13 protein-coding genes are annotated in these 13,018 nt (G+C 70.3%); 4 read left to right on the top strand and 9 right to left on the bottom strand.

The window, feature by feature from the left end:
* Nucleotides 1-10: 10 nt before the first annotated feature.
* Nucleotides 11-199, top strand: a complete 189-nt coding sequence (locus ACZDWJ_RS05210) for a hypothetical protein (RefSeq protein ID WP_463519865.1) — start codon at nt 11-13, stop codon at nt 197-199.
* Nucleotides 200-567: 368 nt separating this feature from the next.
* Here the strand turns inward: ACZDWJ_RS05210 and ACZDWJ_RS05205 are convergent, their stop codons facing one another.
* The 3 genes from ACZDWJ_RS05205 to ACZDWJ_RS05195 all read right to left on the bottom strand — a co-directional run bounded on the left by ACZDWJ_RS05205 (nt 568) and on the right by ACZDWJ_RS05195 (nt 2,209).
* Entirely contained in the window at nt 568-1,050 is a 483-nt protein-coding gene (locus tag ACZDWJ_RS05205; RefSeq protein WP_463519864.1) for a VanZ family protein, read from the bottom strand.
* On the bottom strand, nt 1,043-1,972 hold the full coding sequence (locus ACZDWJ_RS05200; RefSeq protein WP_463519863.1) for an alpha/beta hydrolase: 930 nt from the start codon (nt 1,970-1,972) through the stop codon (nt 1,043-1,045). The genes ACZDWJ_RS05205 and ACZDWJ_RS05200 overlap by 8 nt, the downstream gene beginning before the upstream one ends.
* A 75-nt stretch (nt 1,973-2,047) precedes the next feature.
* Nucleotides 2,048-2,209, bottom strand: a complete 162-nt coding sequence (locus tag ACZDWJ_RS05195; protein ID WP_463519862.1) for a hypothetical protein — start codon at nt 2,207-2,209, stop codon at nt 2,048-2,050.
* A gap of 243 nt (nt 2,210-2,452) precedes the next feature.
* Here ACZDWJ_RS05195 and ACZDWJ_RS05190 point away from each other — a divergent pair, with 243 nt between their 5' ends.
* A complete protein-coding gene (locus tag ACZDWJ_RS05190; RefSeq protein ID WP_463519861.1) occupies nt 2,453-3,910 on the top strand; it encodes a sugar transferase in 1,458 nt (485 codons plus the stop codon).
* Nucleotides 3,911-4,041: 131 nt separating this feature from the next.
* Here the strand turns inward: ACZDWJ_RS05190 and ACZDWJ_RS05185 are convergent, their stop codons facing one another.
* The 4 genes from ACZDWJ_RS05185 to ACZDWJ_RS05170 all read right to left on the bottom strand — a co-directional run bounded on the left by ACZDWJ_RS05185 (nt 4,042) and on the right by ACZDWJ_RS05170 (nt 6,854).
* Nucleotides 4,042-4,326 carry a DUF2516 family protein gene (locus tag ACZDWJ_RS05185; RefSeq protein ID WP_463519860.1) on the bottom strand — a complete coding sequence of 95 codons (285 nt, stop codon included), beginning with the start codon at nt 4,324-4,326 and terminating at the stop codon, nt 4,042-4,044.
* Nucleotides 4,327-4,439: 113 nt separating this feature from the next.
* A complete protein-coding gene (locus ACZDWJ_RS05180; RefSeq protein WP_463519859.1) occupies nt 4,440-5,270 on the bottom strand; it encodes a hypothetical protein in 831 nt (276 codons plus the stop codon).
* 74 nt (nt 5,271-5,344) lie between these two features.
* Complete coding sequence (locus tag ACZDWJ_RS05175; RefSeq protein WP_463519858.1) at nt 5,345-5,746, bottom strand: helix-turn-helix domain-containing protein; 402 nt, start codon at nt 5,744-5,746, stop codon at nt 5,345-5,347.
* A gap of 127 nt (nt 5,747-5,873) precedes the next feature.
* Nucleotides 5,874-6,854, bottom strand: a complete 981-nt coding sequence (locus ACZDWJ_RS05170) for an asparaginase (RefSeq protein ID WP_463519857.1) — start codon at nt 6,852-6,854, stop codon at nt 5,874-5,876.
* A 77-nt stretch (nt 6,855-6,931) separates the two neighbouring features.
* On the opposite strand from ACZDWJ_RS05170, the gene cysC reads away from it, so the two are divergent.
* Nucleotides 6,932-8,737: an adenylyl-sulfate kinase gene (gene cysC / locus ACZDWJ_RS05165; RefSeq protein WP_463519856.1), complete on the top strand. Its 1,806-nt coding sequence runs from the start codon at nt 6,932-6,934 to the stop codon at nt 8,735-8,737.
* A gap of 158 nt (nt 8,738-8,895) precedes the next feature.
* On the opposite strand, the gene ACZDWJ_RS05160 is transcribed toward cysC, so the two are convergent.
* Nucleotides 8,896-9,480, bottom strand: a complete 585-nt coding sequence (locus ACZDWJ_RS05160) for an arsenate reductase/protein-tyrosine-phosphatase family protein (RefSeq protein WP_463519855.1) — start codon at nt 9,478-9,480, stop codon at nt 8,896-8,898.
* A 127-nt stretch (nt 9,481-9,607) separates the two neighbouring features.
* Here ACZDWJ_RS05160 and manA point away from each other — a divergent pair, with 127 nt between their 5' ends.
* Entirely contained in the window at nt 9,608-10,798 is a 1,191-nt protein-coding gene (gene manA, locus ACZDWJ_RS05155; protein WP_463520011.1) for a mannose-6-phosphate isomerase, class I, read from the top strand.
* A 40-nt stretch (nt 10,799-10,838) separates the two neighbouring features.
* Here manA and ACZDWJ_RS05150 read toward each other — a convergent pair whose 3' ends face one another.
* Nucleotides 10,839-12,992 carry an acyltransferase family protein gene (locus tag ACZDWJ_RS05150; protein WP_463520010.1) on the bottom strand — a complete coding sequence of 718 codons (2,154 nt, stop codon included), beginning with the start codon at nt 12,990-12,992 and terminating at the stop codon, nt 10,839-10,841.
* Nucleotides 12,993-13,018: the final 26 nt, after the last annotated feature.

Here is a 13,018-nt window from a genome sequence, read left to right as displayed (position 1 = left end):
CACACCACCCGTGGCCGAGGCCCCGAACGACGCCGGCCACGTGGAGTCCACCTTCAACGTGAAGGTCACCGACGCCCCCGACACCGCCGCACCGGTCCTGTCGGTCACCTTCACCGACAACGACACCGCACTCGCACTCGCCGCCTGGGTGACGTACGACGTCGTCGACGGCGTCACCCGCGTGATCGAGGCCGCCTGACCCGCCGACGCCGCGAACGCAGGTGCGGCCGCCACTGCCGTCACCACCGGCGCCGCCCACACCGCAGCCGTCCCCGCCACCACCGCCCGACGCGACGGACCCGCCGACGGGGTCACGGAGTCAGGGGTGGACGAGACGTCATCGCGTCGCTGCGACATGGGGAGGCTCCTAGGAGGACGGGGAGGACTCCCGCGAGGCTAGGTCACTGTCTTAGGCGCCGCAGACGAACCGACCCACGTCACACCGCACGCGACGAGCGCTCTAGACAGGTCCCGGTGGCAGCCGGGCAGGAGGGATCTCGACAAGCTCGATCACCGGGCCTTTCGGTGGTCGAGCCTGTCGAGACCCCCGCACCGATCTGCCGACCCTCAGCGCACCTCGACGCGGGCCCGCGGCCGCTTGAGGGCGGCGCGCACCAGCGTGGTGGCGAGGGCGCCGAGGAGGACGCCGGTGGTGTTGGCGACGACGTCGCTGAAGGCCGGGACGCGGTGCGGGAAGGCGAGGGCCTGGGTGATCTCCACCGAGGCCGAGGCGGCGAAGGCGCCGACGGTCCAGCGCTCCCACGGCACCCGGCGCCACAGGGTCGCGAGGGCCGCGGCGAGCGGCACCATGATCACGACGTTGCACCAGAAGTCGACATAGGGATATCCGGAGAGCACCGTCGGCAGGCCCTGGGCGGTGAGGCGTCGGCTGATGGCGGCGATGCTCTGCGAGGGCACGTCGTTGGACGGCTCGAAGAGCACGAAGGCCAGGAACACGCTGTAGAGCGCCGTGCCGGCCAGCACCACCCACCACCGGGCGGTGCGCTCCGGGCGCGGGGTCCGAGAGGGGCGGGTCACCAGCTCAGCCATGCTCGCCGTGCAGGAGGCGACGGGTGCGGGCCACGACGTCGTCGAGCGCCGCGGTGGCCGCGGGGCTCACCACGCCCATGTCGATGAAGCCGTGGACGAGGCTGTCGTAGCGCACGGCGTCGACGCTGACGCCCGCGGCGGCCAGGGCCGCGGCGTAGGCCTCGCCCTCGTCGCGCAGCGGGTCGAGCTCGGCGGTGACGACGACGGCGGGCGCGACGCCGTCGAGGCGCCCGTGCAGCGGCGCCAGGCGCGGGTCGGCCAGCGGGCCGGCGTCCTGCTCGAGGGTGGGCAGGTAGTGCCCGAAGAACCACAGCATGGTGGCCATCTCCAGGAAGTAGCCCTCGGCGTTCTCCTCGCGGCTGGGGTACTCCCCGCCGGGGTCGACGGCCGGGTAGATCAGCAGCTGGCCGCTGATCTGCTCGCGCAGCTCCTGGGCGGCGATGGCGGCGAGGTTGCCGCCGGCGGAGTCGCCGCCGACGGCCAGGCCGGCGCCGCCGTAGGAGGCGAGGTCGTCGGCGACGGCGCGGGTGACGGCGAGGGCGTCCTCGACGGCCGCGGGCCAGGGGTGCTCGGGGGCGAGCCGATAGTCGACCGAGACGACGACGAGGTCGGCGCCGGCGCACAGCCGGCGGCAGGTCTGGTCGTGGGTGTCGAGGTCGCCGATGACGAAGCCGCCGCCGTGGAGGTAGACCAGCGTCGGCAGCGGGCCGGAGGTCTCGGGACGGTAGACGCGCACCGGCACTCCGGCGACGGTGGTGTCGACGACGTCGGCGACCGGCACGACGTGGTCGGGCTGGACGACGTCGACGGTCATCGCCCGGAACGCCTTGCGGGCGGTCTCGGGGGTGCCCTCGTGCATGGGCGGGTAGTCCGAGGCGGCGATGAGGTCGAGGAGGACGGCGATTCCTGGATCGACGGGCATCTGGTCAGCCTAGACGGCCGACGAGCGGCACCGGACGCGGCGTGAGCGGCGCCTCAGCAGCCGGTCAGGTGCGGGTCAGGCGGCGCGGGAGTCGCGCTGCGGGGACTCCTCGGTGGTGAGCGCGGCGGCGTGCGAGTGGTCGTGACGGTCGATCGCGCGGCCGAACACGACCGCGGCCGGCAGGGCCAGCAGGGTCCACGCGGCGAGTCCGCCGGTGATCCAGGTCGTGGTGTCCATGTCACGAGTGTGCTCGCGTGACGCCGCCGGCAAACACCGACGAGCGTCCGAGGCGTCGATGCCGTCCGGGTGGCCCGCGAAACCCGGCTGTCACACGGAGGTAGTCACTTGTGACCAACTGGTCTAGTCCCTCTGGGCCACTTTCCCCGCTGGAGTTCGCGAGAGTTAAGGAAGGCCTCAGAATCAGCGTGGGCCATCGACCGTCCCACCCTCCCCCACACTTCCTCGACATAGGAGATCCCCTTGTCGATCCTCGCTGAGCGCACGACGCGCTTCGTCCAGACCCGGGCGGCCAGTCGTGCTCTCAAGTTCCTCCCCGCCACGGCGGTGCTCCTCGACGCCGTCATCATCACCCTGGCCGTCATCGTCAGCGTCGCGATCCGAGCGGAGGTCAGCGTCGGCGGCAACGGCGAGGTCGACCTCACGTGGTCGGCGCTCGTGATCGGTCCCGAGATCCTCGCGGCCTGGATCGCGGTGACCTACCTGATGCGCGGCTACCGCGAGAACGTCTTCGGCGCCGGCACCGACGAGTTCAAGCGCGTGCTGAACGCGAGCCTCTACACCGGCGCGCTCATCGGCGTCACCTGCTACCTGGCGAAGTTCCAGCTCTCCCGCGTCTTCTTCGGCGCCACCTTCGTGCTCGGCACGATCGGCCTGCTGCTGGGCCGCTGGGCGCTGCGCCGGCTGGTGCACGCCGCCCGCCGTCACGGCGTCCTGCGCCAGCGCACCCTGCTGGTGGGCACCTGCACCCAGATCGACGAGATCGCCGCCGTGCTGCGGCGCGAGACCTGGCTGGGCTACGACCTCGTCGGCGCCCTGGGCGACTGCCCCGACATCGAGACCCCCGGCGGCGTCCCGGTGCTGGGCCGCGCCGACGCCCTGGTCGCGATGGCGCAGGACGACACGATCGACACCGTCTTCCTCGCCGGCGCCGGCGTGGCCTCGGGCGAGGAGATGCGCCGCCTGGTGTGGGCGCTGGAGCGCCGCGGCGTCAACATCGTGGTGGCCCCGAGCGTCATCGAGATCTCCTCCGAGCGCATCCGGGTGCGGCCCGTCGGCGGCCTCCCGCTGATGCACATCAGCCCGCCCACCGCCCGCGACGCCGCCTCCCTCGGCAAGCGCGCCTTCGACGTCGTCGGCGCGAGCGCGCTGCTCCTCTTCTTCGCCCCGGTGCTGCTGATGCTCGCGCTGGCCATCAAGCTCGACGACCGCGGCCCCGTGCTCTTCCGCCAGACCCGCACCGGCCGCGGCGGCGAGGAGTTCGCCTGCCTGAAGTTCCGCACCATGGTGGTCGACGCCGAGGCGCGGCTGGAGCAGCTGAAGGCCGAGATGGGCTTCGAGGGCGGCCTGTTCAAGATGGCCCACGACCCCCGCATCACCAAGGTGGGCGCGATCCTGCGCCGTCTCTCCCTCGACGAGCTGCCCCAGCTGGTGAACGTGCTCAAGGGCGACATGAGCCTCGTCGGCCCCCGCCCGCCGCTGCCCACCGAGGTGGCGGAGTACACCGAGGACGTCCACCGTCGCCTGCACGTGCGCCCCGGCCTCACCGGGCTGTGGCAGGTGTCGGGCCGCTCGGACCTCTCCTTCGAGGAGGCCGTGCGCCTGGACCTCTACTACGTCGACAACTGGTCGATGCTCCAGGACCTCAGCATCCTGGCGCGGACGATCGGCGCCGTGGTGAACAGCCGCGGGGCCTACTGACACCTCGAACCCATGCAGAAGGGCCGGTGGTCGAGCCGACCCTTCGGTGGTCGAGCCAACCCTTCGGTGGTCGAGCCTGTCGAGACCCCCGCACCCGCCGAGAGGCGGCGAGCAGGGAGGGACGCGAGCGCTCAGCGCCGGTAGAGCCCCTTGAGGGCGGGCCGCACGTCGAGGATGAAGACGAGCGCGGCGATGGTGAACGCCAGGTCGATGATGCCGCCGAGGCCCACCAGGGCCACGGCCACCCCGATGCCGGTGATCAGCGTCCAGGCGGTCTTGGTGAGCTTGCCGGCGGCCTCGTAGGCCCGCGCCTCGAACATGAGGGCGCTGATGAAGGCGAAGAGCTTCACCACCAGCAGGGCGAGGTTCAACGCGAACATCAGGCCGAACTGGGCCTCGAGGACGGATTCGAGCACGCCGCGAGCCTACCGGTCGGCCGCGGGCCGCGCGGGCGTCCGCGCACCCCGAAGACGAACGAACGCGGCCGGCCCGAGGGCCGACCGCGTTCGCGGGGGAGGGAGGGGGTGGATCAGGACTGCTCGGTGGTGCCGGTGGTCTTCGCGGCCGAGGCCTTCTTGGCAGCCGGAGCCTTCTTCGCGGGCGCCTTCTTGGCGGCGGGGGCCTTCTTCGCCGGAGCCTTCTTGGCCGGGGCCTTCTTCGCAGCCGGGGCCTTCTTGGCGGCGGGCGCCTTCTTGGCGGGGGTGCGCTTGGCCGTGGCCTTCTTCGCGGGGGCGGCGGCCTTGACGGTGGCGGCCGGCTCCTCGACAGCGGACTCGAGGGCGTCCTCGACGGCGTCGAAGGCGTTCTCGACGGCCTCGACCGCCTTCTGGGCGCTGCTGAGGAGGTCCTGCACGGCGTCCTGCTTGCGCAGGCGGGCGACGACGCCCTCGCCGCGCTTGGCGAGGTCGGCGTAGGCGGCGCCGGCGGTGGCGACGTTCTCCTCGAGGGCGGCCTGCACCTTGGTGGGCAGGGCGCGGGCCTCGGCCTGCAGCTCGGCGACGCGGGCCTCGATGGCGGCGCGGCGGGCCTTGGCCTCCTCGGTGAGGGACTCGACGCGGGTGTTGACCGCGCCGGTGGCCTGGCTGCGCAGGGCGGTGGGCTCGAGGTCGATGCCCTGGACGGTCTTCTGAACGTCGGCGATGCGCTTCTGCACGTCGGCGAGGCGGACCTCGACGTCCTTCTGGACCTCGGCGATGCGCTTCTGGACGTCCGCGACGTACTCGGTGACCGACTCGCGCACGGTCTCGACGGCGAGGTCGAGGGCGCCGGTGCCGGCGTAGAGGGCCTGGGTGGCCTCGGACTTGAGGTCGAGGTCCTTGAGGGCGGGGAGGTCGAGCTGCGGGAGGGTGAACGTGGCCATGCTGGTGGCTCCTTCAGGTGTCCGTCGTGATGACGGGTCGGGGGTGGCCCGGCGGGAGACCGAGCCGCGGACGCTCAGGCGTCGGGCTGCTGCCCGGCGTCCTCGGACGGGTCGGTCTGGGCCTGATTGATCGCGAGGAAGGACTGGTAGACGTCCAGCAGCGACTGGCGCTGCCGCTCGGTGAGCGCGGTGTCGGCCAGGATGGCCAGCTCCACGCTGCCGCCCACGCCGTCGTCAGGGCTGACGATGCCGGCGCGGAGGTAGAGCTGCTCGGCGGAGATGCGCAGCGCCTTGGCGATCTGCTGGAGCACCTCGGCCGAGGGACGTCGCAGCCCTCGCTCGATCTGGCTGAGGTAGGGGTTGGAGACGCCGGCCTGCGCGGCGAGCTGCCGCAGGGAGAGCTGGGCTCCGACCCGCTGCTCCTTGAGGTACTCGCCGAGCGTGTCGACCGCGCTCGAGACCTTGCCCTTCGCCATGCCTCCAGTGTGCTAGCAATTGCTAGCGCTAACAACTGCTAGCAGGGTGCGATCAGTCACAGGAGGCCAGTCGGCACAGGGATTCGGCCCGCTAGCGCTGCTAGCAGCGGCGCCTCGGGACGCGGGGTCAGAGCACCGCGCGCATCTCCCCCACGCGCTCCGCACCGCCGAGCAGCGGCACCTCCGCGAGGGCGTCGATGACGCCGGCGTCGACGCCCACGTCGTCGGCGACGCCCATCCGGCGCAGCGCGGCGGCGGCCACCAGCGGCCAGGCGCGCGGGGCGCCGTCCTCGATCTTCAGCGCCAGCGCCCGACCGTCGGCCAGCGCGAGCACGTAGACCGCCTCGGCGCCGAACTTGCCGATGGCGCCCGGGATCGCGCCGAGCAGCGCCCGCTCGGGGCGCGTGGTGCCCGAGACCATCTCGGGGTGACGCCGGATGGCCTCGGCGATGCGCCGCTGTGGACCGTCAGGCGCGATCGCCAGGGAGCGGAAGGCGCGGGCGAGCCCGGTGAGCGAGGCGGAGAGCAGCGGGGCACCGCAGCCGTCGGTGGTGGCCACGGCGATCGGCTCGCCGGTGAGCCGCTCGAAGGTGGCGGTGACGGCCTGCTGGAGCGGGTGGTCGGGGGCGAGGTAGTCGTCGATCGACCAGCCGCGCAGCACGCTGGTGGCGAGCATCGCGGCGTGCTTGCCCGAGCAGTTCATCAGCGCGCGGCTGCGCTCGCCGCCGGCGCGCAGCAGCTCGTCGCGCACGCGCTCCTCCAGCGGCCAGTCCAGAGGCGTCTGCAGGGCCGACTCGTCCAGGCCAGCGCCGGCCAGGATGCGGCGCACGCCGTCGAGGTGGATCTGCTCGCCGGAGTGGGACGCGCAGGCCAGGGCGAGGAGGTCGTCGGGCAGCTCGAGGCCGAGCTCGACCATCGCCAGGCCCTGCACGGGCTTGTTGCACGAGCGCGGCAGCACCGGGCTGGTCGCGTCGCCGACCGCCCACGCCACCGAGCCGTCGGCGTCGAGGGCCACGACGCTGCCGCGGTGGCGCCCCTCGAGGAACCCCGAGCGACGGATCTCGACGAGCACCTCGTGGTGCGGGGGCTGGGGCACGGCGTTGCTCATGCCGCCGACCCTATGGCCCGTCCAGACCGGCGGCAGACGCCCGGCCCCGATGCCCGCCCGGCTGGCAGGATGAGCCCGTGTCGAGCCTTCCGCAGCACTGCCCCTCCCCTCGCGAGCTCGACGACCTCGAGCTGCTCGGCGCCGGGGCGCTCGCACCCCTGACCCGCTTCGACGAGCCGGGCAGCGTCGTCACGCTGAGCCTGCCCGAGGAGGTCCGCGCCGCCGCCGAGGCCGCGGGCGGCGTCGAGCTGGTGGACCCCGAGGGCCTGCCGCTGGCGCGCGTGACGCTGCCCGGCGGGGAGATCGAGGTGCTCTCCCGCCCCCAGTTCGGCCCGTTCCGTCGCCTGCACCTCACGCCCGCCGAGGTGCGCGCGCAGCACGCCGGGCGCGCGATCGTGCCGGTCGCGGGGCCGCTCACCACCGCCGAGCTCGCGGCGATCGGCACCACGCCCGTCGTCCTGCTGGCCCTCACCGGGCACGGCACGTCCGTCCTGCCGGCGGTGGCGCTGGTGCGCGCCACGCTGGCCGCCGCCGAGCTGCTGCCGGACGCCGTGGTGGTGGCGGTTCCCCTCGCAGCGCACGGTGACGCCGAGGCCGATCACGCGCTGGGCGTGCAGGTGGCCGCCGCCTACGCCGGCGACGACGCCGTGCTCGCCCTGCCCGACCCCGGGCCCGACGCCGAGCTGCCCGCCGCGGTGGCGGCCGTCGTCGAGCAGGCGCTCCCGGAGCCCGGACGCCAGGGCCTGGTGCTGTTCTTCACCGGCCTCTCCGGCAGCGGGAAGTCCACGCTCGCGCAGGCGCTGATGGACCGCATCCTCGAGCAGGGCGCGCGCTCGATCACCTCGCTCGACGGCGACGTCGTGCGCCGCAACCTCTCCGCCGGGCTGACGTTCTCCCGGGAGGACCGCGAGACCAACATCCGCCGCATCGGCTGGGTGGCCGCCGAGATCGCCCGCCACGGCGGGCTCGCGGTCTGCAGCCCGATCGCCCCGTTCGCCGAGACCCGCGCCCAGGTGCGGGCGATGGTGGAGGAGGCCGGCGGCGCGTTCTTCCTCGTCCACGTGGCCACGCCGCTGGAGGAGTGCGAGCGCCGCGATCGCAAGGGCCTCTACGCCAAGGCGCGGCGCGGCGAGATCCCCGAGTTCACCGGCATCTCCTCGCCCTACGAGGAGCCCGACGACGCCGACGTGCGCGTCGACACCACCGGGCGCTCGATCGACGACGCGCTCGGCGAGGTCGTCGACGCCCTGCGCGCCAGCGGCCACCTCGACCTCCCCGCGGCGGCCGCACCGGCCGGACGCGTCGCAGGCGTCGAGGAGCCCCGGGGCGCCCGGGCCGCCGTCGCCGGGGCCGAGCCGCTGCGGGTGCTGTTCGTCTGCACCGCCAACATCTGCCGCTCCCCCACGATGGAGCTGCTGGCCCGCCACCTGGCGGGCCCGGACGCCGGCATCGAGTTCGGCTCGGCGGGCACCCACGGCTACGACCAGCACCCCGTGGACGACGTCGTCGGCGAGACCCTCACCGCACGCGGCGTCGACGTCGACGGCTTCCGCAGCCAGCCGCTCACCCGCTACCTGGTGGAGCACGCCGATCTGGTGCTGACCGCCGAGGTCAGTCACCGCACCGCGATCCTCCACGAGCAGCCGGCGCTGTTCCGCAAGGTCTTCACCCTCGGCCAGTTCGCCACCGCCCTCGAGGGGCTGCGCCCCGACGAGGTGCCCGACGAGCCCCGCGCCGTCATCGCCGCCGTCGCCGCCCGCGCCGGCACCGCCTCGGGCGACCACGACGTTCGCGATCCCTTCCGCCGTGGCCCTGATGCAGCAGAGGCCAGCACCGCGCACATCGAGAAGCTCCTGACCCCGGTGCTCGACGCCCTGCGCTGACCTCCCTCGGCCGAGCGGTCGTCGAGCCTGTCGAGACCCGGCCGCCGACCTCCGGTGGTCGAGCGGATCTCCGGTGGTCGAGCCGATCTCCGGTGGTCGAGCTCGTCGAGACCCCCGCCGCCCACAAGAGAGCAGCACGACGCTGAGGCCGTCGAGCCCTACCCCACCCGCGCCCGCAGCAACGGCACCAGCAGGGCGCTGACCACGCCGACATGCTCCGCGATCAGATCGGCCACCTCACGGTGCACCTGCTCGGAGCGGCCCATCGGATCGGGCACGTCGAGCTCGAAGCCCGCGGCGTGGCTGCGATGCCGTGCGGCGTAGGCGACCAGCTCGCCGACGCTGCGCACGGGGGCCTCCTGCTCGACGGCGTAGCGCACGAGGTGGCTGAGCTCGAGGAGGGTGAAGGCCCGCTTGATGAGCCGCGGCTGCACCGCGAGCGCCTCCTGGCGCACCTCGCGGGTCATGGTGAGCACGAGATCGGCCTCGGCGCCGATCTCGGCAGTGAGGCGCCGGGCTCGGAAGTCAGTGGCGTCTCCCCCGAGCCGGACGAGCTCTGCAGCGGCGTGCTTCTCCATCGGGCGTCCCTCGAGCCCCTGGACGCCAGCGCTCCCCACAGTCACGATGCCGGCGGGCAGCGACGAGAGCCGCTCGCGCAGCAATCGCTCTGCCAGCGGCGAGCGGCACACGTTGCCGACGCAGACGGTGAGGATGCGCGTCGTCGCAGGAGCAGTGCCGGTCACGGGCTCAGGCTATCGACGGCGTGAAAGCCTCAGCGCCGAGCGCTGATCGGCTGGACGCCGACGCGACCGCGTCACAACCCGCGCATCCCTCCGCATCCGACCATCGCCGCCTCCTAAGGTGGACCTCATGCATCGGCTGCGCAACGGGGTCCAGAACTACTCGTGGGGTTCGCCGGACGCGATCCCCCGCTTCCTGGGCTCGCGCCCCGACGGCACTCCCGTGGCCGAGGTGTGGATCGGCACCCACCATCTGCAGCCGTCCACCGCCGTCGACGCCGACGGCGTCGAGAAGCCGCTCTCCGACCTCTCCGGCGACCTGCCGTTCATGCTCAAGGTGCTGGCCGCCGACCAGCCGCTCTCCCTCCAGGTGCACCCCTCGAAGGCGCTGGCCGAGCAGGGCTTCGCCAACGAGGAGCAGGCGGGCATCCCGATCGACGCACCCCACCGCGTCTACAAGGACGACAACCACAAGCCGGAGATGGTCTACGCGCTGACCACCTTCGACTCCCTCATCGGCTTCCGCCCGACCGTGGAGATCCTCCGCGTGCTGGCGCCGCTGGAGACCCCGCTGACCCAGAAGCTCGCCGAGGACCTGCGCGCCGACCCGGGCTTCGCCGGCATCGTGCGCCGCCTCGAGTGGCTGCTCACCGCCGGCATCACCGCCTCCCAAGTCGGCGAGGTCGTCGGGGCCTGCCGCGCCCTGAGCAAGCTCGGCCTCGACATCAAGCGCGCCTACGCCACCGCTGTGGAGATCTCCGAGCACTACCCCGACGACGTCGGCGTCATCATCTCGCTGATGCTCAACCGGATGACGCTCCAGCCCGGCGAGGCCGCCTACCTCGGGGCTGGCATCATCCACGCCCACCTCAAGGGACTGTGCCTGGAGGTGATGGCCAGCAGCGACAACGTGCTGCGAGCCGGCCTCACCACCAAGCACGTCGACCCTGATGGACTCGTCGCCTGCCTCGGCGGCACCGGCATGGCCCGCATCGCGCGGGTCAACCCCGAGTTCGCGCTCGCCGACACCGAGGTGTTCAGCCCCTCCGACGTCGAGTTCGCCTTGGCGATCACCCAGGTGTCGCACGCCGAGCCCGACGGCGTCAGCCTGGTGACCTCGGCGCGCTCTCTGCTGATCTGCACGGGCGGGGAGGTGGAGGTGCGTAATGCCAGCGGCGCCGCCGTGCGGCTGGCGCGCGGCGACTCGGCTTACCTCGACCCCGAGGATGGCGCATGCACCCTCGCCGGGCTGGGCGAGGTCGCCCAGGCGTACGAGCCTGCTCGGCGAGCCGTTCACTCCCGTCTTGTCGACGTGGTCTGAGTTCGCCACCCCCGTAAACCGCGGCGTGAGGTCCGGTGACTTAAGAGATCGCCTTCTTGACTAGGTCAGAAAGTGCTCTTGCGATCATGACGCCGTAAGCAGGTGTCATGTGGCGGCGGTCTGCTTTCGTTGGCACCTCGCCAACAAACGGAGGACAAAGGTCCTGCACACAGAACAATGGCGAGGTATCAATGAACTCTGCACCGAGCCTTGACGCAGTAGATCCTTCCTCAGCGGCAAAATCCCGCCACGACGAATCAATTCTGGTGACACAGTCACCAGGCCCGTTGCTACGCGGCAGACATTCTGAAACATCGATGTCAGCAGGGGGAGCAGCCAAGAACACGACCCGCTTCGCAGCGGCGCGAATTTCCGCTACCTCTTCGCCCACGGATTCCAACATTTCCGAGGGACTCAACTTCCGAGTCCCACTCGCGGTGGTCGTCGTCGTTGCGAACAAGTTGGCAACGACGACGACATCTGGTCGAATCTTCTTAATCAATGCAATTGCAGACTGCCGGCGTCGAGGACAAGTCTCCAAGTTGGTCGGATCATCGTTCACGTTCTGCTGGGACATAAAGACGCAACCAGCTTGTGCGAAATCATAGATCCGCCATCCCTCAGTCCCGAGCGACTGCCGCAGCGGATTCACGAACGTCATGGCAATCGAATCGCCGATGACAACTGCCGTCTTCCGCGGGGAACGCGCTCCCCACCAGCAAGAGGGCGACGCAGGACCACCCGTAGAACACGACTGAATGTCAGGCGGCGCTTGTGGTCCACCCGCTGCTCCGAGTGCGGCTTCCTTCACACCGCTGGGCCACGCGTCAGAACTTAGCGCCTCGGCGATCTGACGTTGCAACTGTGCAACCGAAAGCCCCCTAACCCTTGAAGGGCCAGACTCTCCCTGCGCGTCGGCACTAGCTGCAGCCCCCTCACTTGGAGCGGCGACATTGAATGCACGCGGTGCGTCCGCTGGCTGAAGCGAAAGCGCACTAGTAGTGGCGGCCAAAATCACTACCGCCGCAAGCAGCCAGTATCTATAGACACGGCGCGTCTCAGCCGCGAAGAGATGCCGCCCACGGCGCCGGCGATCGCGACGACTCATTTCAAAGAGCGAAGATCGGCGAATCGGATCCTCGATCAAATTGAAGCTCAGGATCGACAGAAGAACAATTAGGCCAAGCGATGCTGCGCGAACGGCATCAGAGTCTCCGTATTTAACATTGGCGAAGACAATCACCGGGAAATGCCAGACGTACAGAGAGTAGGAGATCTCCCCCACATACTGACTCGGCCGGATGCGAAGAAGAAGTGGCGCTTGATAACCGTCCAGGGCAGCGCGGTCTCCGCATCCAGCCGCGATCACCAACATGGCTCCGAGGACCGGAACAAGCGCACCAGGGGCAGGGAAGGGGCCACTGGAGGGCATCAGGAAGATGGACGCAAAAATCGCTACTAGACCAGACCAAGCCAGAGCAGACCGCGACGCCGAACTCCACCGCGGAAGACTTGATTGGACAAGCGCCAATAATGCACCTGCTCCGAGTTCCCAGAATCTACCCAAAGAGGAGAAATAGGCGGCGCTCGCATCCGCCTGAGTGAGATATACCGCATAGCAGAAAGAGGCGCAGCAAACTATGCCGAGCAAGATCGCGCTCAGTGATCGAAGGAACCCCGAAACCCTGTCCCGCTCTGCAGCGCGCAGCGTGAATAGCAGCAGGAGCGGCCAAATGAAATAAAACTGCTCCTCGATACTGAGGGACCAAAAATGCTGAACTGGCGAAATGAGTCGGTCGACGTTAAAATAATCGATGTTCTCGGAACCAAATCGGAAGTTAGCCGCGAAGAATGCGGCCCAAAGGGAATCGATCACCGTGGATGCCGAATCTCGCGGCAAAAGCAGCGCCTTCGCCAGAAGCGCAGTAGTAGCCAACACGGCCATCGCCGCGGGCAGGATTCGCTTTACTCGACGCCGATAAAAATTAAGGAAAGAGATCGAGCCCGACCGTTCGAACTCACGCCTCAGAAGGCCAGTGATCAAGAATCCTGAGAGCACGAAAAAGACATCAACGCCCACGAATCCGCCGCGCGGAAATTCTGCCAGATGGTTCGCAACAACGGCAATCACGGCGACCGCTCGGAGGCCCTGAATATCTTGACGCAACGACGATCTCTCGTCGCTCGCCGACACGAGCTTCAAGGCGAAGAATCCACTTC

Source organism: Nocardioides sp. B129/18 (genome assembly GCF_055282735.1).
Note: the sequence above shows the minus strand (reverse complement) of the source record. Positions and strands in the feature narration are given on the sequence as shown.